This is a genomic window from Candidatus Izemoplasmatales bacterium, from assembly GCA_041649275.1.
Classification (GTDB): domain Bacteria; phylum Bacillota_I; class Bacilli_A; order Izemoplasmatales; family Hujiaoplasmataceae; genus UBA12489.
In genome coordinates, this window is the sequence record JBAZNL010000008.1 from 15,572 (window position 1) to 37,804 (window position 22,233).

The 22,233-nt window shown below is 62.5% G+C and carries 20 protein-coding genes and 1 other annotated feature; of the genes, 18 read left to right on the forward strand and 2 right to left on the reverse strand.

Going from position 1 to position 22,233, the window contains the following annotated elements; translation table 11 throughout:
* Positions 1-47: 47 nt before the first annotated feature.
* From WC509_05725 to WC509_05770, 10 genes are all read left to right on the forward strand, one after another.
* Positions 48-764 carry an RNA methyltransferase gene (locus WC509_05725; GenBank protein MFA5006943.1) on the forward strand — a complete coding sequence of 239 codons (717 nt, stop codon included), beginning with the start codon at positions 48-50 and terminating at the stop codon, positions 762-764.
* An 11-nt stretch (positions 765-775) separates the two neighbouring features.
* A complete protein-coding gene (locus WC509_05730; GenBank protein MFA5006944.1) occupies positions 776-1,072 on the forward strand; it encodes a GNAT family N-acetyltransferase in 297 nt (98 codons plus the stop codon).
* Positions 1,073-1,194: 122 nt separating this feature from the next.
* The gene (gene rimP / locus WC509_05735; GenBank protein ID MFA5006945.1) at positions 1,195-1,629 is read left to right on the forward strand and encodes a ribosome maturation factor RimP; all 435 of its coding nucleotides are present in this window, start codon (positions 1,195-1,197) and stop codon (positions 1,627-1,629) included.
* A gap of 11 nt (positions 1,630-1,640) precedes the next feature.
* Positions 1,641-2,711: a transcription termination factor NusA gene (gene nusA, locus WC509_05740; GenBank protein ID MFA5006946.1), complete on the forward strand. Its 1,071-nt coding sequence runs from the start codon at positions 1,641-1,643 to the stop codon at positions 2,709-2,711.
* A 19-nt stretch (positions 2,712-2,730) separates the two neighbouring features.
* Positions 2,731-2,997 carry a YlxR family protein gene (locus WC509_05745; protein MFA5006947.1) on the forward strand — a complete coding sequence of 89 codons (267 nt, stop codon included), beginning with the start codon at positions 2,731-2,733 and terminating at the stop codon, positions 2,995-2,997.
* On the forward strand, positions 2,994-3,311 hold the full coding sequence (locus WC509_05750; GenBank protein MFA5006948.1) for a ribosomal L7Ae/L30e/S12e/Gadd45 family protein: 318 nt from the start codon (positions 2,994-2,996) through the stop codon (positions 3,309-3,311). Before WC509_05745 ends, WC509_05750 begins: the two co-directional genes overlap by 4 nt.
* 13 nt (positions 3,312-3,324) lie before the next feature.
* The gene (gene infB, locus WC509_05755) at positions 3,325-5,172 is read left to right on the forward strand and encodes a translation initiation factor IF-2 (protein ID MFA5006949.1); all 1,848 of its coding nucleotides are present in this window, start codon (positions 3,325-3,327) and stop codon (positions 5,170-5,172) included.
* A 1-nt stretch (position 5,173) separates the two neighbouring features.
* Entirely contained in the window at positions 5,174-5,503 is a 330-nt protein-coding gene (rbfA, locus tag WC509_05760; GenBank protein MFA5006950.1) for a 30S ribosome-binding factor RbfA, read from the forward strand.
* A 79-nt stretch (positions 5,504-5,582) separates the two neighbouring features.
* On the forward strand, positions 5,583-7,352 hold the full coding sequence (uvrC, locus tag WC509_05765; GenBank protein ID MFA5006951.1) for an excinuclease ABC subunit UvrC: 1,770 nt from the start codon (positions 5,583-5,585) through the stop codon (positions 7,350-7,352).
* A 64-nt stretch (positions 7,353-7,416) separates the two neighbouring features.
* Complete coding sequence (locus WC509_05770; GenBank protein ID MFA5006952.1) at positions 7,417-8,409, forward strand: 3'-5' exonuclease; 993 nt, start codon at positions 7,417-7,419, stop codon at positions 8,407-8,409.
* A gap of 59 nt (positions 8,410-8,468) precedes the next feature.
* On the opposite strand, the gene WC509_05775 is transcribed toward WC509_05770, so the two are convergent.
* The gene (locus tag WC509_05775; protein ID MFA5006953.1) at positions 8,469-10,148 is read right to left on the reverse strand and encodes a ribonuclease J; all 1,680 of its coding nucleotides are present in this window, start codon (positions 10,146-10,148) and stop codon (positions 8,469-8,471) included.
* Positions 10,149-10,330: 182 nt separating this feature from the next.
* Here WC509_05775 and priA point away from each other — a divergent pair, with 182 nt between their 5' ends.
* The 6 genes from priA to WC509_05805 all read left to right on the forward strand — a co-directional run bounded on the left by priA (position 10,331) and on the right by WC509_05805 (position 17,573).
* A complete protein-coding gene (priA, locus tag WC509_05780) occupies positions 10,331-12,676 on the forward strand; it encodes a primosomal protein N' (GenBank protein ID MFA5006954.1) in 2,346 nt (781 codons plus the stop codon).
* 14 nt (positions 12,677-12,690) lie between these two features.
* The gene (gene fmt, locus WC509_05785) at positions 12,691-13,641 is read left to right on the forward strand and encodes a methionyl-tRNA formyltransferase (GenBank protein ID MFA5006955.1); all 951 of its coding nucleotides are present in this window, start codon (positions 12,691-12,693) and stop codon (positions 13,639-13,641) included.
* Positions 13,642-13,715: 74 nt separating this feature from the next.
* Complete coding sequence (locus WC509_05790) at positions 13,716-14,276, forward strand: phosphatidylglycerophosphatase A (GenBank protein MFA5006956.1); 561 nt, start codon at positions 13,716-13,718, stop codon at positions 14,274-14,276.
* A gap of 32 nt (positions 14,277-14,308) precedes the next feature.
* Positions 14,309-15,913: a hypothetical protein gene (locus WC509_05795; protein ID MFA5006957.1), complete on the forward strand. Its 1,605-nt coding sequence runs from the start codon at positions 14,309-14,311 to the stop codon at positions 15,911-15,913.
* A 12-nt stretch (positions 15,914-15,925) separates the two neighbouring features.
* Entirely contained in the window at positions 15,926-17,080 is a 1,155-nt protein-coding gene (metK, locus tag WC509_05800; protein MFA5006958.1) for a methionine adenosyltransferase, read from the forward strand.
* On the forward strand, positions 17,070-17,573 hold the full coding sequence (locus tag WC509_05805) for a hypothetical protein (protein MFA5006959.1): 504 nt from the start codon (positions 17,070-17,072) through the stop codon (positions 17,571-17,573). The genes metK and WC509_05805 overlap by 11 nt, the downstream gene beginning before the upstream one ends.
* Positions 17,574-17,608: 35 nt before the next feature.
* On the opposite strand, the gene WC509_05810 is transcribed toward WC509_05805, so the two are convergent.
* Positions 17,609-18,568, reverse strand: coding sequence for a TIGR01212 family radical SAM protein (locus WC509_05810; protein ID MFA5006960.1), 960 nt, complete (start codon positions 18,566-18,568; stop codon positions 17,609-17,611).
* 98 nt (positions 18,569-18,666) lie between these two features.
* Between WC509_05810 and WC509_05815 the strand changes: the two genes are divergently transcribed.
* Complete coding sequence (locus WC509_05815) at positions 18,667-19,518, forward strand: hypothetical protein (GenBank protein ID MFA5006961.1); 852 nt, start codon at positions 18,667-18,669, stop codon at positions 19,516-19,518.
* Between the two features lie 40 nt (positions 19,519-19,558).
* Positions 19,559-19,766: a binding site (T-box leader), on the forward strand.
* A gap of 35 nt (positions 19,767-19,801) precedes the next feature.
* Positions 19,802-22,222, forward strand: coding sequence for a leucine--tRNA ligase (leuS, locus tag WC509_05820; protein MFA5006962.1), 2,421 nt, complete (start codon positions 19,802-19,804; stop codon positions 22,220-22,222).
* Positions 22,223-22,233 lie beyond the last annotated feature (11 nt).

Consider the following 22,233-nt stretch of genomic DNA (forward strand, 5'->3'; position numbering starts at 1 on the left):
TTCTCTTTTCGCGCGCGATATGGTATAATGGAATGCGGGTGAAGGACATGACGATCGCATCGCTCCAGAACGAACGCATCGCCGAACTGCTCCGGCTCGACCGCAGGCGCCATCGCGACGAGACCGGACGTTTCGTCGTCGAAGGTCCCCATCTCGTCGCCGAGGCCGTCGCCGCCGGACTCTGCGAAACCGTCTTTGCGGTCGCCGATCCCGGCTTCACCGGCATCGAGACCTTCCTCGTGACCGAGCCGGTGATGGCGAAGATCGCGGCGACCTACGCCCCCCAGGGCGTCCTCGCGATCGTCCGCCGTCCCGCGCCGCGCGCGCTCGGCGACCGCGTCCTCCTGCTCGACGGGATCCAGGATCCCGGCAACATGGGAACGCTTCTGCGCACCGCGCTCGCCTTCGGCTTTGCGACCGTCGTCGCCGACGGCTGCGTCGACTGGTACAACCAGAAGGTCCTGCGCGCCACGCAGGGCGCCGTCTTCCGCCTGAACCTGCTTGAGGCGGACCTGACGGAGTTTTCCGACGCCCATCCCGGATGGGCGGTCTACGGCACCGACCCCCACGGCGGCATCCCGCTCGACCGGTTCGTCCCGCCGGCCGGTCCGTTCGCCCTCCTGCTCGGCAACGAAGGCGCCGGCGTCCGGCCCGCGCTTTTGGCGGCCGCCGCGAAGACCGTCCGGATCGAGACGACGGACGTCGAGAGCCTGAACGTCGCCGTCGCCGGCGCGATCGCGATGTATCGCATGCGCGCACGATAGGAGGAGATTCCATGGAATTCAGGATCGAGAACCACCGCCTCTTCGCCGAATCCCCCGAGGGCAAGCTGCTCGCCGAACTGACCTTCCCGGCCCGCGACGAAAAACGCGTCAACGTCGACCACGTCTTCGTCGACGAATCGCTGCGCGGACAGGGCGTCGCCGGGCGGATGATGGAGGCCATCTGCGACCACGTCAAGGCCGCCGGCCTGATGATCGTCGCGAAATGCCCGTACGCGATCGAATGGTTCAAGAAGCATCCCGAACGCCAGGACGTCGTCGTCAACGTCAAGACCCGTCCGAATCCGTGATTTTTACGTCCGGCGGACGTTTTCTCCTTGCCTTCCGCTCCGTTTCGTGCTATAGTATCTATGCATAAGATGGAGAGAGGGACGGTCCCTCTCTCCTTTCATTAGCGCACCGAGGAGGTTCCATGGAACTGAATGCGATCCGGGAGGCCATCGCTCCCGCCGTGACCCGGATGGGTTACGAACTCTACGACGTCGAATTCGCGAAGGAACGCAAGGTCCTGATCCTCCGGGTCACGATCGACAAACCCGAGGGCATCGACATCGACGACTGCGTCGCCGTGTCCGACGTCCTGAATCCGCTCCTCGACCAGCTCGATCCCGTCCAGGGCGACTATTCGCTCGAGGTGACCTCGCCCGGCGCGGAACGCAGGCTCCGCAACCTCGCCGAGATCCAGGCGTCGATCGGCCGCTTCGTCCACGTCGTCCACGACGGCGTCAAGACCGAAGGCGTCCTCGAAGCCGCGGACGCGGAGAACATCACCCTCAAAGTCGGAAGCAAGCCGGCGGTCATCCCGACGCCGACCGTCACATTGATCCGCCACGCGATCAAATTCTAGGAGAGATAACGATGATCAGCAAAGAGTTTTTCAAGGCATTGGACCAGATCGCCATCGAACGCGGCCTCGACCGCGCGAAGATCCTCGACGTGTTCGCCAAGGGTCTCCTGAACGCCTACAAGAAGGACTACGACGGCTATCAGAACGCCGAAGTCGTCTACAACGAGGACAAGTACGAGATCCAGATCGTGACCACCTCGACGGTCGTCGAGACCGTCGACCCGGAGGCCGAGAAGGGAACCCAGATCACCCTCGAGGAAGCGCAGGTTCTCAAGAAGAACGCGAAGATCGGCGACGTGATCGAACAGCGGATCACGCCGAAGGACTTCGGCCGCATCGCCGCTTCCTCCGCCAAGCAGATCCTGACGCAGGGGCTGAAGCAGCTCGAACGCGACCACGCCTACGACCTCTTCGTCGAGAAGACCGGCGAGATGGTGATCGCCGACGTCGTCGCGATCACCGAGGACTTCATCACCCTCAACGTCGGCCACGACACCGAGACCTCGATCCCGACCAAGGATTTCCCGCAGAATGACCTCACCCTCGGATCGCAGGTGCGCGTCTACATCACCAAGGTCGAAGCGACGACCAAAGGCCCGAAGGTGTTCGTCTCGCGCACCGACCGCAACCTCGTCAAGCGCCTGATGGAGAACGCCATCCCCGAACTGCAGGAGGGTGTCGTCGAGATCATGGGCCTCGCCCGCGACCCGGGCGACCGCTGCAAGGTCTGCGTCATGTCCAACAATCCGAAGGTCGACCCGGTCGGTGCCTGCCTCGGCCGCGGCGGCTCGCGCATCAAGAGCGTGATCGACTCGCTCGACGGCGAGAAGATCGACGTCTACGCCTGGAACGAGGATCCGCGCATCCTCGTCTCGAACTCGATCTCGCCCGCCAAGACCGTCGACGTCATCGTCGACGTCAAGGAGAAGACCGCGATCGCCGTCGTCCCGGACGACATGCTTTCGCTCGCCATCGGCAAGAAGGGCCAGAACGCCCGCCTCGCCGTCCAGTCGAGCGGCTGGAAGATCGACATCAAGTCGGCCACCGATGCCCAGATCCAGGGTCTGAAGCAGGCCGAATGACCGAAACGGAGGCGTTTCGATGAACAAGGTCCGGAAGATTCCGCTCCGCAAGTGCGTCGTCACCGGCGAGCGGTGCGAGAAGAAACAGCTGATCCGCGTCGTCCGCAGTCCGGAAGGCGTCGTCACCGTCGATCCGACCGGCAAGGCGAACGGCCGCGGCGCGTATCTGAAGAACGATCCCGTCGTGATCCGGCAGGCGCAGAAGACGAAGGTCCTCGAACGCCATCTGGAGACCGCGGTTCCCGACGCCGTCTACGAGGAACTCCTCAAGAAGGCATCCGCATGAACAAGGCCAAGATCCTCGGCGCCCTCGGCCTCGCCCGCCGCGCGGGCAAGCTTCTGCTCGGCGAAGACCAGGTCCTCGACGCCCTGAAGAAGGGTGCCGTCGACTTCGTCCTGCTCGCTTGCGACGCCGGTCCCAACACGACGAAACGGACGACCGACAAGACGTCCTTCCATCGCGTGCCCCTCGCCACCGTCCTGAACGGTGAAGAGATGGCCGCCGCGACGGGACGGAAGATCCTGAAGGTCGCCGGAATCAGCGACCGCGGATTCGCGGCCCTGATCCAAGGTGCGCTCGACGCGCCGGAACAACCATGAAAGAGGTGGAAACATGCCAGCACCAAAAAGATCGTATCCCAAGCGAAAACCGGCTCCCGTCAAGAAGAAGGTCTTCGAAGTCCGCAAGTCCAACGTCCCGGTGAAGCAGGTCATCCTCGCCAACACCATCTACTACAAGGAAGGCATGACGGTCCTCGACCTCGCCACGGCGATGGGCCGGCCGGTCGCCGAGATCATCAAGAAGATGATGTTCATGCGCATCATGGCCTCCCAGACCCAGAAGCTCGACCGCGAGACCGCGGAACTCGTGACGATGGAGTACGGCCTTGAGTTCAAGGACGAACTCAAGACCGACATGACCAAGTTCGAGGAAATCGACATCGTCGACGATCCGGCGCTCCTCAAGGACCGTCCTCCGGTCGTCACGATCATGGGACACGTCGACCACGGCAAGACCACCCTCCTCGACACGATCCGCCACAGTCGCGTGGTCCAGTCCGAAGCCGGCGGCATCACCCAGCACATCGGCGCCTACACGGTTTCCCGCAACGGCCATCCGATCACCTTCATCGACACCCCCGGCCATGCGGCCTTCACCGAGATGCGCGCCCGCGGCGCGAAGGTCACCGACATCGTCGTACTCGTGGTCGCCGCCGATGACGGCGTCATGCCGCAGACGAAGGAAGCGCTCGACCACGCCCGCGCGGCGAAGTGCGCGATCATCGTCGCCGTCAACAAGATGGACAAGCCTCAGGCCAATCCCGACCGCGTCAAGCAGGAGCTGGCCGACCTCGACCTGCTTCCGGACGACTGGGGCGGGAGCACCCCGTTCTGCCCGATCTCGGCCCTCAAGGGTACGGGCGTGAACGAACTCCTCGATACGATCCAGGTCGTCGCGGAACTGCTCGAACTGAAGGCCAATCCGAACCGGCTCGCGTCCGGGTCCGTCATCGAAGCCAAACTCGACAAGGGCAAGGGCCCGGTCGCGACCGTGCTCGTTAATTCCGGCACGCTCAAGATCGGCGACCCGCTCGTCGTCGGCGCCACCTTCGGCAAGGTCCGCGCGATGGTCGACGACCTCGGCCGTACCGTGGTCGAGGCGAAGCCGTCAACCGCCGTCGAGATCCACGGCCTGAACGACGTGCCGATGGCCGGCGACGCCTTCATGGTCTTCGCCGACGAGAAGCAGGCGAAGGAGATCGCCATGAAGCGCGCGGAGCGCAACCTCATGGAAGCCCACGGCGTGAACAAGTTCATGTCGCTCGAGGATTTCTTCAAGAAGACCGAGGGCAAGGAGAAGGTGCTGCGCCTGATCATCAAGGGCGACACCCAGGGCTCGATCGAGGCGTTCAAGGGCTCGATCGACAAGATCAAGGTCGAAGGCGTCACGATCGACATCGTCCGCGCCGGCGTCGGCGCGATCACCGAGACCGACGTCTCGCTCGCGGAGGCTTCGAAGGCGATCGTCATCGGCTTCGACGTCCGTCCGCAGGCCTCGGTCCGCGAGACCGCCAACGCGAAGGGCGTCGAGATCCGCCTCTACGACATCATCTACGAGGCCCTCGACGACATCCAGAAGGCGATGAAGGGCCTGCTCGATCCGGTCTTCGAGAAGAAGCTGATCGGCGAGGCCGTCGTCCGCGAGACCTTCGTGATCTCCAAGATCGGCACGATCGCCGGCTGCATGGTCTCCGAAGGCGTCATCAAACGCGACTCGCTCGTCAAGGTCATCCGCGACGGGAAGGTCATCCACGAAGGCAAGATCGCGTCGCTCAAGCGCTTCAAGGACGACGTCAAGGAAGTCAAGACGGGCTACGACTGCGGCATCATGATCGAGGGCTTCAACGACCTCGTGATCGACGACACGATCGAAGCCTCGGTGATGGAAGAGGTGAAGTGACGTGGCCAAGGTCGACCGGCTGGAAACGCTGGTGATGCGGGAACTCTCCGAGATCATCCGCACCGAAGTGAAGGACGACCTCGGCTTCATCACGATCACCGGCGTGCGGATCACGAACGAGCTCTCCTACATGTACGCGTACTACACCGTCCTCGGGAAACCCGAGGAGAAGGAACGCGTCGCGCAGGCGCTCGAACGCGCCAACGGGTTCATCAAGAACCGGATCGCCCTGCGCGTCAAGATGCGCAAGGTGCCCGAACTCGTCTTCCGCTACGACGAATCGTACGAGAAGGGCATGAAGATCGACAGCATCATCCGAAACATCCAGTGAATGAACGCCCCGGAGTGATCCGGGGCGTTTTCTACATCCGCGTGGTTCTGTGATATAATGGAACGAGGAGGTGGTGCGCATGAACGACCTGATCGCCGAAAGACTCGCGACCCTGCCGGAACGCCCGGGCAGCTACCAGATGCGCGATGCGTCCGGTACGATCATCTACGTCGGGAAGGCGAAGAACCTGAAGAACCGCGTGAAGACGTATTTCATCGGCTCGCACGACCTCAAGACGACGAAACTCGTCGCCGACGTCGCCGACTTCACCTACATCGTCACGAAGACCGAACTCGAGGCCTTCCTGCTCGAACTCTCGCTCATCAAGGAGCACCGGCCGAAGTACAACATCATGCTGATGGACGACCGGACCTACCCCTACATCGAAATCACCGACGAGAAGCATCCGCGCGTCGTGATCACGCGCCGCCTCGACCGGAAGAAGAAAAACGTCTTCGGCCCCTTCCCGGACGCGGGATCGGCGCGCGAGACGCTGTTGCTCATCCACCGCATCTTCCCGCTCCGCAAGTGCGACACCCTGCCGAAGAAGGTCTGCCTCTACTACCACATGGGCCAGTGCCTCGGCAACTGCGTGAACGAGATTCCCGCGGAAACGACCGCGGCGATCGTCGCCGACGTCGCCAAGTTCCTTTCCGGCAACGACCAGGACCTTCTCCGCGACCTGCGCGTCCGGATGGCCGACCACGCCGAGAAACTCGAATTCGAGAAGGCGAAGGAACTCAAGGACCTGATCGCCGCCGTCGAGAAGACCACCGAGCGCCAGCAGGTGATGTTCTCCGACCTCCTCGACCGCGACGCGGTCGCCTACGCCGCCGACGAGTCCCACCTCGCGATCACGATCGTCTTCATGCGCAAGGGGCGGATCGTGATGACCGACGCCGAAATCGTCGACTACTACCAGACTCCCGAGGAGGCCTTCCTCGATTTCGTCGCGCGCTTCTACGCGAAGCATCCCGTCCCCGCCGAGGTCCTGCTTCCCAAAGGGACCGATCTCGAATTCCTCGCGCCGGTCCTCGGCGTCGCCGCGAAGATCCCCCTCCGCGGAAACAAGACGAAGCTTGCGGAAATGGCCCTGGCGAACGCTCGGATCCATCTCGAGAACAACCTCGACCAGCATCTCCGGAAATATGCGAAGACCGTCGGCGCCGCCGCCGAACTCGGCCGCATCCTCGGCATCCCGGCCCCGAAGCGGATCGAGTGCTTCGACAACTCCCATACCCTCGGTACCGATCCGGTGTCGGCGATGGTCGTCTTCCAGGACGGCTCGCCGGATCGTAAAAGCTACCGCAAGTATCAGATCAGGACGGCCGCGAAGGGCGACGATCCCGGCGCGATGAAGGAGATCGTCTACCGCCGCTACCAGAAGATGCTGATGACCGACTCCGTCGACCGGCCCGACCTCGTGATCATGGACGGAGGCCTCGCCCAGGTGCGCGCCTGCAAGGAGATCCTCGCGTCGCTTTACGTCGACCTCCCCGTGATCGGCCTCAGGAAGGACGAGTTCCACCGCACCGACGCGATCATCGCCCTCGACGAGTCGGTCGTGCCGCTCGACCGGCACGCACCGCTCTACGTCCTCCTGAACAAGATCCAGGAGGAGGCCCACCGCTTCGCGATCACCTATCACCGCGAGAAACGCTCCAAGCAGATCTACGCCTCGATCCTCGACGCAATCCCGAAGGTCGGGAAGGCGACGAAGACGAAGCTGCTTGAAAAGTACCGGACGATCGAGAACATCCGGAACGCTCCCGACGAGGAACTGAAGGCGCTCGGGATCACGACGGAAGCCATCGGGAACCTGAGGATCGCGCTGGCGGCGCACAAGTGACCGCCCGCGCGATTTTTTCATCGACTCGGCGTAATTGTGGTAAAATGGTATCTAGGTGATTTTCATGTCTGTATCCGTTTTCGGCCGCCTGCACGCGGTCTTCGAGGAAATCCGCGTCGTTTCGCTCCGCCGCGGCTCGCGAATCGAGTTCTTCTACATGGGCAAGGGGATGTTCGCGTCGTTCCTCCAGTATCTCGGGGAAGGCGTCTATGTCTGGATGACCGTCTCCGACCTGGCGAAGAAGACCCGCGGCGTCCAAACCCGTTTCGTCGAAAGAATCGACCGGCTGATGCTGCCGCACGGCGCGACGCCGAAGGTCTTCTACGACGCCAATCTGATCAAATCCGGCATCCGCACGCTCGTGAACGCGCGGAAGCCGAAGCTCTTCATCGACTTCGAGATGTCGATGCCGCCGTTCAAGTACAATCCCGACTTCATCTCCGAACTGATCCAGTGCGGGATGATCCTCACCGACGACACTGGCAACACGCTCGAGGAGCACACGACGTTCATCCGTCCGTTCATGTTCCCGGAGATCACGGACCGCACCCGCAAGTTCCTCAAGATCACCCAGGGGTCGATCAACCAGGGCATCGAGTTTCCCGAATTCCACGGCTTGCTGGACCGCATCATCACCCAATATCGGCCGATGGTGATGGTATGGGGACAGAACGACATCATCGAACTCCGCAAGGCCGCGCTCTACCACCGCATGCCCGACATCACCAAGAAGGCCCAGTTCGTCGACCTCCTGAAGCTCCACAAGAACTATTTCGGACTCAAGAACGACGTCGGCCTCTTCAACGCCTACAGGGTCTATTCCGAGATCGATCCCGAGAAGCAGGCGCACGACGCACTCGAGGACGCGACCGTCACGAAACTCGTCTACGAGGGATTCCGCAAGGTCTGCAACGGCGACTCGAACGTCGTCTTCAAGAACCCCGAACCGGCACCGGCGAAACCCGCGCCCGAAGCCGCGAAGGCCGAACCCGCGCCGACGCCCGCCGTGGCCTCCGAAGGGATGCCCGTCCCCGCACCCCAACCCGCCGCGTCATGACAAAACGAAGAGATCCGCAGACACGGATCTCTTCGTTTTTCATCTGTTTTCGGAGTCTTCTACAGCACCATGATCACAGGCATGATCATGGGGGTGCGGTTGGTCTTCTCCTGCAGGTACTTCCCGAGCGTCTTGACGAGGTCGGACTTGATTCCGCCGATGTTGATCTTCTTCCCGACGGCGAGATAGCGGTCGGTGACGTCGAGGGCGAGTTCCTGAAGCTTCTTCACCATCGGATCGCTATCCTTCATGAAAAGGAACCCCTTGGAGATCACGGTCGGAACGCAGATGACTTCCTTGCGGTCCTGGTTGATCGTCATCACGACCGACAGAAGACCGTCCTCGGAAAGTTCGCGGCGGTCCTTGATCACCTGGCTGCCGATCTCGCCGATCGCGGCGCCGTCGACGTACACGTCGGCGGCGTGAACCTTGCCGGCGACGCGGGCGGTGTTGATGGTCAGGGCGAGGACGTCGCCGTTGTCCATGATGAAGACGTTCTCCTTCGGGACGCCGCAGTCGACGCCGAGTTCGGCGTGCTTCATGAGCATCCGGTATTCGCCGTGGATCGGCATGAAGAAGCGCGGCTTCATCAGCTTGAGCATCAGCTTGAGTTCATTCTGGCCGCCGTGACCGGAGGCGTGGACGTCGGCGAACGGGGACTGTGTGACGACCGTGGCGCCGTTCTTGTAGAGCAGGTTGATGGTCTTGTTCACCGACTCCTGATTGCCCGGGATCGGCGAGGAGGAGAGCACGACCGTATCGCCCGGGATGAGCGAGATCTGCTTGTGGGAACCGGAGGCGATGCGCGTCAGGGCGGAGAGCGGTTCGCCCTGGGAGCCGGTGCAGAGGATCGTGAGGTTGCGGCGGTTGATCGAGGTCATGTTCCTGCCGTAGATGAATGTACCTTCCGGCGCCTTGATGTACTTCATTTCGGAACCGACTTCGATCGTCGATTCCATCGAGCGCCCGAAGACGGCGACCTTCCGGTTGGTCTTGACGGAGGCGTCGACGATCTGCTGGATGCGGTGCACGTTCGAGGCGAAGGTGGAGATGATGACGCGCCCCTCGATCTTCCGGAACAGGTCGTGGATCGTCTCGGCGACGGCGCGTTCGGAGGCGGTGAAGTCCTCAAGTTCGGCGTTGGTCGAGTCCGAGAGCAGGCACAGGACGCCCTGTTCGCCGATCCTCGCCATCTTCTGGTAGTTGGCGTCCATGAAGGTCGGCGTGAAGTCGAACTTGAAGTCGCCGGTGTGGACGATCGTTCCCGACGGCGTCTTGATGGTGATTCCGAAGGAATCGGGGATCGAGTGGTTCGTGCGGAAGAAGCCGATCTCCATGAACGCGAAGCGGAAGACGGAGGTTTCGGCGTACTCGATGATCTTGGCGCTCACGCCGCGGTACTCCTCGAGCTTCTTCTTGATCAGACCGACGGTGAGGCCCGATGCGTAAATGGCGGGAATCCGGACCTGCTTGAGCAGGAAGGGAATGCCGCCGATGTGGTCTTCGTGGCCGTGCGTGAGGAAAAGGCCTCGGATCTTGTCCTGGTTTTCGATCAGGTAGGCGTAATCGGGGATGACATAGTCGATGCCCATCAGGTATTCGTCCGGGAACAAAAGCCCGGAGTCGATGATGACGAGATCGTCGCCGTATTCGACGCAGTACATGTTCTTGCCGACTTCGCCCAGACCCCCGAGTGCGAAAACCCCGACTTCGTTGCGCTGAAGCAGCGGGTTCTGCATGGTGTGGATGAAATCCTTTCTGTGATTCTGGATGGAACCAAGTTATATCCATTATACTCACTTCGACCCGATTATGCAAACGAATGGGCGAATTTTCATCCGCGATCGCACCGACTGCGGGCGGATGTCTTCTTTCCTATCGGTTTCCGGTATGGTATACTATCAATGCGGGAGGTGATGCCATGATTGCCAAGATTCTGATCGACGTTCCGGCGAAGGCCGTCGACCGGCTGTTCGATTATGCGGTGCCGCCCGAATTCGCGGACGTTCTGGAGATCGGGATGCGCGTGATCGTCCCCTTCGGACCTCGCGAAGCGATGGGATTCTGCCTCGAACTCGCCGACGTTTCGGACTATCCGAAGGAACTGAAGCCGATATCGCTCGTGCTCGACATCGAGCCCTATCTCACCCCCGAACTGATCGAACTCGCCAAGAAGCTGGCGATCGACACGACCTCGACCCTGATCAAGGTGCTCGAGACCATGCTTCCCGCCGCCCTGAAGGCGGTCTACACCCCCAAGTTCACCCTCGAGAACGAAATCCGCCTGCCGCTGTCCCTGAAGCCGCTGTTCGCCGGAAAGTCGGAAATCCTGATGGACAAATCGCTTGCGCCCTATGCCGCGGACATCAAGAAGGCGGTCCGTCTTGACGCGATCCGGCAGGGGTACGACATCCGATCGAAAAGCCGGCCGCAGTTCGTCCGCTGCGTGAAGCTCGTCGACGCCAACCACATCGCCAAGACGGAGAAGCATCTTGCGGTCCTCGAGCATCTGAAGAAATGCGAGGATCGGACCGCCGTCCTGTCCGCCATGCTCGAGGAGCTGCATCTCACCGAATCCGTGGTCCGTACCCTTGAGAAGAAGAACGTCGTCTCGGTCTTCGACCGCGAAACGTATCGCGACATCGAGTCGCTCCGGCCGGAGCACGACAAACGCGTCACCCTGAACGAACTGCAGGCGGTCGCGCGCGAAGCGATCGTCGGCGCGCTCGGCAGCGGCACGACCTTCCTCCTTCACGGCGTCACCGGGTCGGGGAAGACCGAAGTCTACCTCGCGGTCATCGAAGAGGTCCTCGCCCGCGGGCAGGAGGTCATCTTCCTCGTTCCCGAAATCGCTCTCACGCCGATGATGGTGAACCGGTTCAAGGGTCGCTTCCACGACCGCGTCGCCGTCCTCCATTCCGCCCTCTCGATCGGCGAGAAGTACGACGAGTGGCGGAAGATCATCCGTCATGAAGCATCGATCGTCATCGGTGCGAGAAGTGCCGTGTTCGCGCCCTTTACCAACCTCGGACTGATCGTCGTCGACGAGTGCCACGAGGCGACATACAAGCAGGACGACATGCCCAAGTACTATGCCATCGACGTCGCCGTCCGGCGCGCCGAATCCTGTCGCGCACCGATCGTGCTCGGTTCCGCGACACCGAACATCGAGACCTATGCCCGCGTCAAGCGCGGCTACTTCCGACTGCTCGAACTCCCCGAACGGGCGCAGAACGCGAAGATCCCCGAAGTCGAGGTCGTCGACATGAAGGCGGAGTTCAAGCGCGGGAACCAGGGATCCTTCTCGGAGCTGCTGCAGCGCGAGATCGCGCTTCGGCTCGAGCGCGGCGAACAGGCGATCCTGCTTCTCAACCGGCGCGGCTACCATACCTTCGTGATCTGCCGCGACTGCGGGCACGTCATCCAGTGCCCGAACTGCGACATCTCGCTCACCTACCACGAGACCGACCATTCGCTCAAGTGCCACTATTGCGGACACCGGCAGGACGTCGTCCGCAAGTGCCCGAAGTGCGGCGGGGAATCCCTGCAGTACATGGGTGCCGGCACCCAGCGCATCGAAGAAGAGCTGCGCGGTCTCTTTCCGGCAGCGCGGATCGTCCGCATGGACAACGACACGACGCGGCTCAAGAACGCCCACGAGAAGCTGTTGAACGAATTCGAGGAACAGGGCGACATCCTCCTCGGGACGCAGATGATCGCCAAAGGTCTCGACTTTCCGCGCGTGACCCTCGTCGGGATCATCCAGGCCGACGGCAGCCTGTACCGCGCCGATTTCCGGGCGCCCGAACAGACGTTCCAGCTGATCATGCAGGTCTCCGGCCGCGCCGGCCGAAGCGACCTCGAGGGCAAGGTCGTCGTCCAGGCCTTCAATCCCGCCCATTACGCGATCCGCTATGCGGTCGCCAACGACTACCTCGGGTTCTACCATTACGAGATGTCGCTCAGGAAGCTCGCGAAGTACGTTCCGTTCTACTACCTCGCCGAGATCGTCCTGACGGGCGAGAATGTCCGCGACATCTTCATCCGCGGCAAGGACATCGCCAAGTCGCTCCGGTCGGGCCTCACCGCCGAGGCGATCGTCCTCGGCCCGGTGCTGCCGCAGGTCGCGCGCATCCGCAACAGGTATTCGTGCCAGATCCTCGTGAAGTATCGCAACGAACCTGCGCTCGACGATCTGCTGTTCGATACGATCGAGAAGTATGCGACGGACGAGATCTACGTGAACGTCGACAAGAGTCCGATGTGAAGGAGGGAACCGCAATGAACGTCATCTTCATGGGAACCATGGATTTCGCGGTCCCGATCCTCGAAGGACTCGCCCGCACCCATCATGTCGCGCTCGTCGTCACCCAGCCCGATCGTCCGGTCGGACGTCGGCAGGTGCTCGAAGCCTCGCCGGTGAAGAAGGCGGCCGTCGCCCTCGACATCCCCGTCTTCCAGCCGGAACGGATCCGCCGGGACCACGCTCCCGTCCTCGCCGTCAAGGCCGACCTGATCGTCGTCGCCGCCTACGGGCAGATGATTCCGGACGTCGTCCTTTTCCAGCCGCCCTACAAGTCGATCAACGTGCACGCCTCGCTTTTACCGAAATATCGCGGTGGAGCGCCGATGCATCGGGCGATCGCTTCGGGAGAAGCCGAAACCGGCGTCACCGTGATGGCGATGGCTTCGAAGATGGATGCCGGAGGCATCTTCGCCCAGCGTGCGATCCCGATCCTCGACGGCGACGACGTCGGCACGCTCGAGGCGAAGCTTGCCGTCCTCGGCCGCGATCTGCTGCTCGAGACGCTCCCGCGCATTATCGACGGGTCCCTGGCCGCCGTCCCGCAGGACGAGACCCGGGTCACCTTCGCGCCCAACATCCGTCCCGAGGAGGAACGGCTCAACTTCCACGGCACGATGCGGCAGGTCTTCGACCACGTCCGCGCCTTCCGCCCGTGGCCGACCACCCATGCCGAAGTCGACGGTCTCAAGATCCTCATCCACGCCGTCCGGATGGTGCCCGATCCCGACGGCGCGTTCGCCGGTGCCGCCCACGGCACGATCGTGCGGACGACCAGGTCCGCCGTCTTCGTCAAGGTCGCCGACGGATTGATCGAACCGCTGACGATCCAGCCGGCGGGCAAAACCCGGATGGAGGTCCGCGATTACCTCAACGGCGCCGGAAAAACGGTGCTCGCGCAGGGCAGAATCTTCAATCTCCACCTTTAGTCCATCACACATTATGATATAATATATATTTAGGACACGTATCGATTTCGTCGTCCGGGAGGACATTAACATCGATGAACCGGCAGAAGAACCTATATTCGCGAGAAGAAATGTTCCGCATCTGCGTCGCCAAACTCGCCGAGCGCGGCGTTCAGATCGACGACATCGCCCAGATCGCCTTCCGGCAGCAGTCGCGCTGGAACCCGGCGATCTCCTTTCAGGAATGCAAGGACTCCGTGGAGAAGATCCTCTCCCTCCGCGACGTCTTCCATCTCCTCCTGCTCGGCGCCGAGATCGACCGGCTCACCGAGGAGAAGGCGTTCCACGGTCCGATCCAGGAAATCCTCGCGAGCGATCTCGGCCTCTTCGGCATCGACGAGCTGTTCGGTCTGGAGCTGGCGGGCCTCTACGGCACGATCGGCAAGACCAATTTCGGCGACATCGACGTCAACAAGCCGGGGATCGTCGCGGTTCTGAACGATCTCGGGAAGCATGACGGGAAGTCCTGCCACACGTTCCTCGACGACATCGTCGGCGCCATCGCCGCGGCCGCCTCGACGCGCGTCGCCCAGGTTGAAAACGAGCTGGAGGCGCGCCGCGATCCGTCGATCGTCGACCAGCCCAAGCTGTTCTGACTTCGTCATTCTACGGAAGGGGGTGAGGTCCGATGGATGAACGCGAGAAGGCCCTGGACGAATTCTTCCGCAAGAACGACAGCGCACAGAAGAAGAAATACGCGAAGGGTGCGAAAGCCCCCGAACCCGGCAGGATCGACGCCTATTTCGAGGAAGTCGCCGCCAAGAAGGAACCGGTCCGCAAATCCGGTCTCGACAAGATCTTCGAATTCTTCCGGATGACCTCCTTCAAGAACCGTTTCGACGAGAAGAAGGTAGCGCTCAACCGCCGCCAGATCGAAGTCGAGGGCAGGAGCCGCTTCACGCTCTTCTGGAACCGCCTGCTGCAGTTCTTCGTGAGCCGGTTCAGCTTCGAGTCCGGCGTCGACATCCTCGACGAGACCTCCGTCCTCTACCGCCGCAACCTCGTCATCAAGAACATCCTCTGGGTCACCAACATCGTGTTCATGCTGTTCACGATCATCGGCTCGGAGGGAACCAACATCTCGACCAACGTGATCGTCGCGGCCGCCATCTTCCTGATCATGTTCTTCACCAACCTGTCGATCAAGCGGATGATCCACGAGGATCCGAAATCGATGCAGAAGCAGCAGATGGCGGAGTACATGTCCGGCGTCTACATCCTCCTGATGGCGATCACCGTCTACATCAAGCTGAAACTGACGCTCGACCTTTCGGGTACCGAGACCGAGGGCTTCTTCTCGATCACGATGGCCGGATACTCGCTCATCTACTTCGCGCTTGTCGTGCTCGCCCTCTACCAGGACTCCAAGCTGCTGTCGGTGATGTTCAAGATCACGATGATCGCGATGACCCTGATCCACATCCTCGTCCTCTACCCGCTCTACGTCCACGGCGACGTCATCTCCCTGTGGAACTACATCAAGGGTCCGGTCATCACCGACCTCGTCCTTCGGACGCTGGTGCTCGCGGTCTTCATGATCGCGCTCTATTCGACGGCGCGCATCACCGAGGACATGAACAACAAGCGCAAGGAAGAGCTGATCAAGCGGCGTTCGATGGAGAAGGACTTCAAGTCCGTCGTCGCCGACGTCTTTGACGTCATCTCCGTGTACAAGCGGAACAACTCCGAACTCGACGAGACCCAGAAGGCCCTTGCCGTCCGTCGCGTCGCCGACATGGCGAGCCGGCTCGGCAACTATCTCGGCTACTCGCCCTCCCTCTGCAAGGAGATCTTCGACTTCTCGACGATCCACGTCGACAAGAAGGACACCCTGAACCTGACGGATTACGAACAGAAGGAAGTCCTCGACGAGGCCGACTTCCGCCGGATCCGCGAAAAGACGATCATCGGCTCGGTCATCATCAAGCGGCTGCAGCTCGAGCAGAAGGGCGAGGAGATCGTCCGCGCCCATTTCGAGAAGACGGCCGACGCCGACTTCATCAAGGAAATGAACACCATCCAGAACAACCGCGAATCCCAGGTCATCCTGCTTTCGGAGCTCTACGAGATCCTCCGCCAGGACCGCAACTACAAGCGCGGGCTCAAGCACGCCCGCGCCATTGACCTTCTCCAACTCGAGTTCTTCCCCTATTTCGATCCCCAGATCCTTGATCGGTTCGTCAAGTACGGCGACGATTTCGAGGCCCTCTACTACAAAGCGACCCAGCAGTAAGGAGCGATCACCATGTACAAGTACTTCACCTCGGAATCCGTGACCGAAGGCCATCCCGACAAGATCTGCGACCAGATCAGCGACGCCATCCTCGACGCCATCCTGAAAGACGACCCGGACGCCCGCGTCGCCTGCGAGACGACGGTCACCACCGGCCTCGTCCTCGTCGCCGGCGAGATCACGACCAAGACCTACGTCGACATCCAGAAGATCGTCCGCAAGACCGTCGCCGACATCGGCTACACCCGCGGGAAATACGGCTTCGACGCCGACAACCTCGCCGTCCTCGTCTCGATCAACTCCCAGTCACCGGACATCGCCCGCGGCGTCGACGAGACCGGTTCGCACGAGCAGGGCGCCGGCGACCAGGGGATGATGTTCGGCTATGCGACCAACGCCAACCCGGAGATGATGCCGTGGCCGATCCTGCTGTCCCACAAGCTCGCCCGCCGGCTCGCCGAGGTCCGCAAGACGCGGATCATGCCCTACCTCCGTCCGGACGGGAAGACCCAGGTCACCTGCGAGTTCGACGAACGGGGGAACCTCGTCCGCATCGACACGATCATCGTCTCGTGCCAGCACGCGCCCGAGATCGGACAGGAAACGATCAAGGCCGACGTCCTCAAGCACGTGATCGGCGCGGTCATCGATCCGAAGCTGATCGACGGCGGTACCAAGATCCACGTCAATCCGACGGGCCGCTTCGTCATCGGCGGACCCGCCGGCGACTCCGGCCTCACCGGCCGCAAGATCATCGTCGACTCCTACGGGGGATCCGCCCATCACGGCGGCGGCGCCTATTCCGGCAAGGATCCGTCGAAGGTCGACCGGAGCGCCGCCTACGCCGCCCGCTGGGTGGCGAAGAACATGGTCGCCGCCGGCCTCGCCGACGAGATGGAGGTCCAGGTCTCCTATGCGATCGGGCTCCCCGAACCGACCTCGATCGGCGTCGAGACCTTCGGCACCGGAAAACTTCCCGAAGCCGAGCTGATCGCGATCATCCGCCGGCATTTCGACCTCCGTCCCCGCCGCATCATCGAGGCGCTCTGCCTCAAGCGGCCGATCTATCTTCAGACCGCGGCTTACGGCCACTACGGACGCCTCGACCTCGACCTGCCGTGGGAACGTCTCGACAAGGTGGAGGCGCTGAAACGGTATGTCCGCTGACCAGGTCGTCACCATGCCCGTCTTCTCCGTCAACGTCGAGCTGATCATCGAACTCTCGCTGCTCGTGTTCGTGCTGATCCTCGCCGGCACGATCGGCTCGATCTTCGTCTACCGCGATCTCAAGAAATCCTACAAGGACGTCTGGAAACACCAGTCGCGCTTCGACATCGAGTTGAGGAAGACCTTCAACCTCGTGTCCAAGGCGGTCCGCGACCCCGAGTTCGACAAGTACCGCGACGCCGTCGTGAAGGATCTCCCCCACGCCGACAAGCAGGCGCTCCTGCAGCTCGTGGACGCCAACTACGCGACCCTCGACGAAACGGATCCGGACCTGCGGTACGTCGTGGAGACCTACCGGAACCTGCAGGAGATCCGGGTGGCGCTCGACGCCAAGATTCTCTCCTACAACAAGAAGATCTCGTTCTTCCCGTTCAACCTGTTCTCCCGCATCTTCCGGATGACGGAACTGCGCCACTACACGCACCATCTATGACGAAGAGGATCCGGACAACCGGATCCTCTCCGTTTTCATGGGACGCGCTTCTCGACCGCGGGGCCGGGTCGCCGGCGTTCACCCTGGCGGACGCCGCGCCGCCGCAGTTCCCGATCGATCTCGTTTTGAACGACGAACTTCCTCTTGGTCCACTCCGGGGCGATGAGGGCCTCACCCGGGGCGTCGCCGGTGACGCGGTGGATGACCGTCTCGGGTGGAAGCAGCTCGAGCTGGTCGCAGACGATCCCGACGTATTCCGGAAGGGAGAGCAGCGGGAAGGGGCGATCCTCGTAGCGCCGTCCGAGTTCGGTCCCGCGCATCACGTGGAGCATGTGGATCTTGACGCCTTCGACGCCGATCTCGGCGACATGGCGGATCGTCGTCAACATCATCTCCGGCGTTTCGCCGGGAAGACCGTCGATCACGTGCGCGACGACCGGGATGCTGGCGGCGCGGAGTCTCCGGACGGCGTCGTCGAAGTCGTCGACGCCGTAACCCAGGTTCATCGCCGCGGCCGTCTCGGGATGGATCGTCTGGAGTCCGAGTTCGACCGTGAGGTCGGTTTTCGCCGCGATCGCGGACAGAACCGCGACGACGTCGTCGCCGACACAGTCGGGCCGCGTCGCGACGTTCAGGCCGACGATGTCCGGATGGAGCGACAGGGCTTCTTCGTAGAGAGCCCGCAGCCGCTCCGGGGCGGCGTACGTGTTCGTGAACGCCTGCAGGTAGACGAGGAAGCGGCCCGCCGGCCATTTGCGGCGCATCGCCGCGAGCCGTTCTTCGAATTGCGCCGAAAGCGGCAGGGAGCGGTCGCCGGCGAAGTCGCCGGATCCGCGGGCGGAACAGAACCGGCAGCCGCCGGTGCCCTTCGTACCGTCGCGGTTCGGGCAGGTGAACCCGGCGTCGAGCGCGATCTTGAAGACCTTGACTCCGTAGCGTCCGGACAGATGGTCCGTGAGCGCGAGGTATCGTTTCGTTTCCGGGACTTTCCGCATCGGCCTCACCCAGTCCTCATTATAGCATATTATGATGTTCCCGCATGCGACCGCCGCGGGTCGTGGTATAATAGAACGCATGAAAGGAGGTGCGAGCGATGTATCGGATCCTCATGGACGGATTGCTTTATCCGAAGAACCTGATCGGCTACCGGAACAAGTCCGGGTGCTTCGTGTTCGCCTTTTTCGCCCTCCTCTCGCTCTTCATGACGATCGGCACCGCGCTCTTCTTCGTGCGCTACGCCGGCGGTTCCGCGTTCAAGGCGGAGAACGTCGCCTGCGAGTACGCGTCCGGAACGCTCGTCTGCGACGCCGCGCAGGTCGACGCCGATCCGCTCGATTTCTTCGGCAGCGACGCCTATTTCCTGCCGTCGAACGTCGATGCCGGCACCGTGATCCCCGCCGCCGGCACCGCCATCGTCTTCCAGGACCGGTTCATCGCCTTCTTCTCGGACGGCGAGAACCTGATGGTGCTCGACCTCTCCCAAACCGCCTTCGGATCCCCGTCGCTTTCCGCCGTGATGGACGGCGCGACGACCTTCTTCATGGTCACCGCGATCGTCGCGTCCTACTTTGGGAACATCATCCTGCTTGCGGCCTTCGCGCTCATGTCGTCGCTTTCGCTGATCCGGCTCCGCGGCTTCCTCCGCTTCGGGAAGGCGTACACGGTGATCGCGTTCGCCTCGGTCCCGTTCGCCCTCTTGCTCACCTTCCACAATCTGCTCGGCTTTCCGGACTGGCTGCTCATCGTCCTGATGGCCGTCGCCTTCCGCTCGCCGATGCTCGCGATCCGCGAGATCTTCGTCTCCGCGTACGCCTATCTCCAGCACGATCCGAACGCCTCGCCCGAGGACGGCGGGAACCCTCCCGACGACGACGGGGGGGACGACGCCGACGACGACTCCCCCAAGGATGGGGAGACGGACGACGAGGACGACGATCGGACATGATTACGGGTTGCATTCGCGCTTGCGAAATGCTATAATGTCGATAACGGCATGGAACCGGAATAAGTAGGTCATCCTCCCCTCAAGCGAGCCGATGGTTGGTGCGAATCGGCGGGGAAGCGTCCGAAACTCGTCCGGGGAGCCGGCCGCCCGCAACCCGCGAGGGCGGTCCGATCGTCCGCGTTAAGGATCCGAGCGCCGGAGACATCCGGAATCAAGGTGGTACCACGGTCGTTCCGATCGTCCTTCCAGAAGGACGGTCTTTTCTTTTCCAGGAGGTTTCGTCATGAGTGCATACGTTCCCACGTTCGATCACAAGGTCATCGAGAAGAAATGGCAGGACCGGTGGTACGCCGGCGACGGCTTCAAGGCCGTCGATTTCGCCGCCAAGCCGAAATGGTACTCGCTCGTCGAGTTCCCCTATCCGTCCGGATCCGGGATGCACGTCGGCCACATCCGCGCGTTCTCCTCGCTCGAGGTGATCTCGCGCAAGCGCCGGATGGAGGGGTACAACGTCCTCTTCCCGATCGGCTTTGACGCCTTCGGCCTGCCCACCGAGAACTACGCGATCAAGACCGGCATCCATCCGCGCACCGTCACGGACAGAAACATCGAGACCTTCACCGCCCAGCTCAAGGCGGCCGGCTTCTCGTTCGATTTCTCGCGCGTCGTCGACACCACCGACCCCGAATACTACCGCTGGACCCAGTGGATCTTCCTCCGGATGTACGAACGGGGCCTCGTCTACAAGTCGAAGGCCTACGTCAACTTCTGTCCCAGCTGCAAGGTCGTCCTCTCCAACGAGGAATCCCAGGGCGGCCAGTGCGATCGCTGCGGCGCCGACGTCGTCCAGAAGGAGAAGGACGTCTGGTTCCTCCGGATCACGGCCTACGCCGACAAGCTCCTCGACGGGCTCGACGCCTTCGAGGCCTCCGGCCGGATCAAGACCGAGGAGGAGAAGTGGATCGGCGCCTCGAAGGGCGCCACCATCGAGTTCGCGGTCGAAGGCGAGTTGGAGCCGATCCGGGTCTTCACGACCCGTCCCGACACGCTCTACGGCGCGACCTTCATGGTCGTCGCCCCCGAGCATCCCGTCGTCGAGAAGGTCCTCTCCCGCGTCCGAAACGCCGCCGAGGTGCGAAGCTACCGCGAGGACGCGAAGCGCAAGAGCGAGTTCGAGCGCATCGAGATGAACAAGACCAAGACCGGCGTCCGCCTCGAGGGCGTCGACGCCGTCAATCCCGCCACCGGGAAGCCGATCCCGATCTACATCGCCGACTACGTGATGATCACTTACGGCACCGGCGCGATCATGGCCGTCCCGGGCCACGACGACCGCGACTACGAGTTCGCCCGGAAGTTCGGCCTTCCGATCGTCGAAGTGATCAAGGGCGGAAACCTCGAAGAGGCCGCCTTCACCGACGTCGAGACCGGCGTCCTCGTCAACTCCGGCATGCTCGACGGCCTGTCCGTGGCCGATGCCAAGGAACGGATCGTCGCCTGGCTCGAAATGAAGGGGATCGGCCGCGCGGCGACGCAATACAGGATGAAGGATTGGGCGTTCAACCGCCAGCGCTACTGGGGCGAGCCGATCCCGCTCGTCTACTGCGACCGGTGCGGCGTCGTCCCGGTGCCCTACGAGGATCTGCCGGTGCGCCTGCCGATGGTGGAGCGCTTCGAGCCGACCGACACCGGCGAGAGTCCGCTCTCCAAGATCGACTCGTTCACGCAATGCCGCTGCCCGAAGTGCGGCGGTCCGGCGCGCCGCGAGACCGACACGATGCCGCAGTGGGCGGGATCGAGCTGGTACTTCCTCCGCTACATGGATCCGAAGAACCCGCAGGTCTTCGCCGCGCCCGACAAGCTCGGCTACTGGGACCGCGTCGACTGGTACAACGGCGGGATGGAGCACGTCACCCGGCATCTCATCTACTCGCGCTTCTGGAACCAGTTCCTCCACGACGAGGGTCTCGTCCCGAACGCCGAACCGTACCGGAAGCGCACCGCGCAGGGACTGATCCTCGGCGCCGACGGCGAGAAGATGTCGAAATCCAGGGGGAACGTCGTGAACCCGATGGACATCATCGAGGAATACGGCGCCGACACGCTCCGCATGTTCATCCTCTTCATCAGCGACTACGAGCTCCCGACCCCGTGGAACGAGAACGGGCTCAAGGGCTGCCGCAGATATCTCGACCGGCTCTGGCGCTTCCAGGAGAAGGTGGAGCCGAAGATCGGATGTTCGCCGTCAATCGAGAACCTCGTCCACCGCACCGTCAAGGGCGTCGGCGACGACATCGAGGCGATGAAGTTCAACACCGCCATCGCCAAGCTGATGATCCTCTCCAACGAAGCCGCCGCGCTCCCGTCGATCACCCGGGGCGACCTCGAGACGATGCTCCTGCTCACCTTCCCGTTCGCGCCGCACATGGTCTCCGAGATCTGGGAGACGCAGGGCTTCGCCGGATCGCCCGCGGACCATCCCTGGCCTTCGTTTGATCCCGCCCGCCTGTCCGACGACGTCGTCGAGATCGTCGTGAACGTGAACGGCAAGGTCCGCGACCGCCTCACGATCGCCGCCGCCGCGACCGAGGAGGAGACGAAGGCCGCCGCGCTCGCGCTCCCGAAGATCGTCGAACTCGTCGGCGTCCAGCCGGTGAAGAAGATCATCGTCGTCCCCAAGAAACTCGTCAACATCGTCCTCTGACAAGCAAAGCC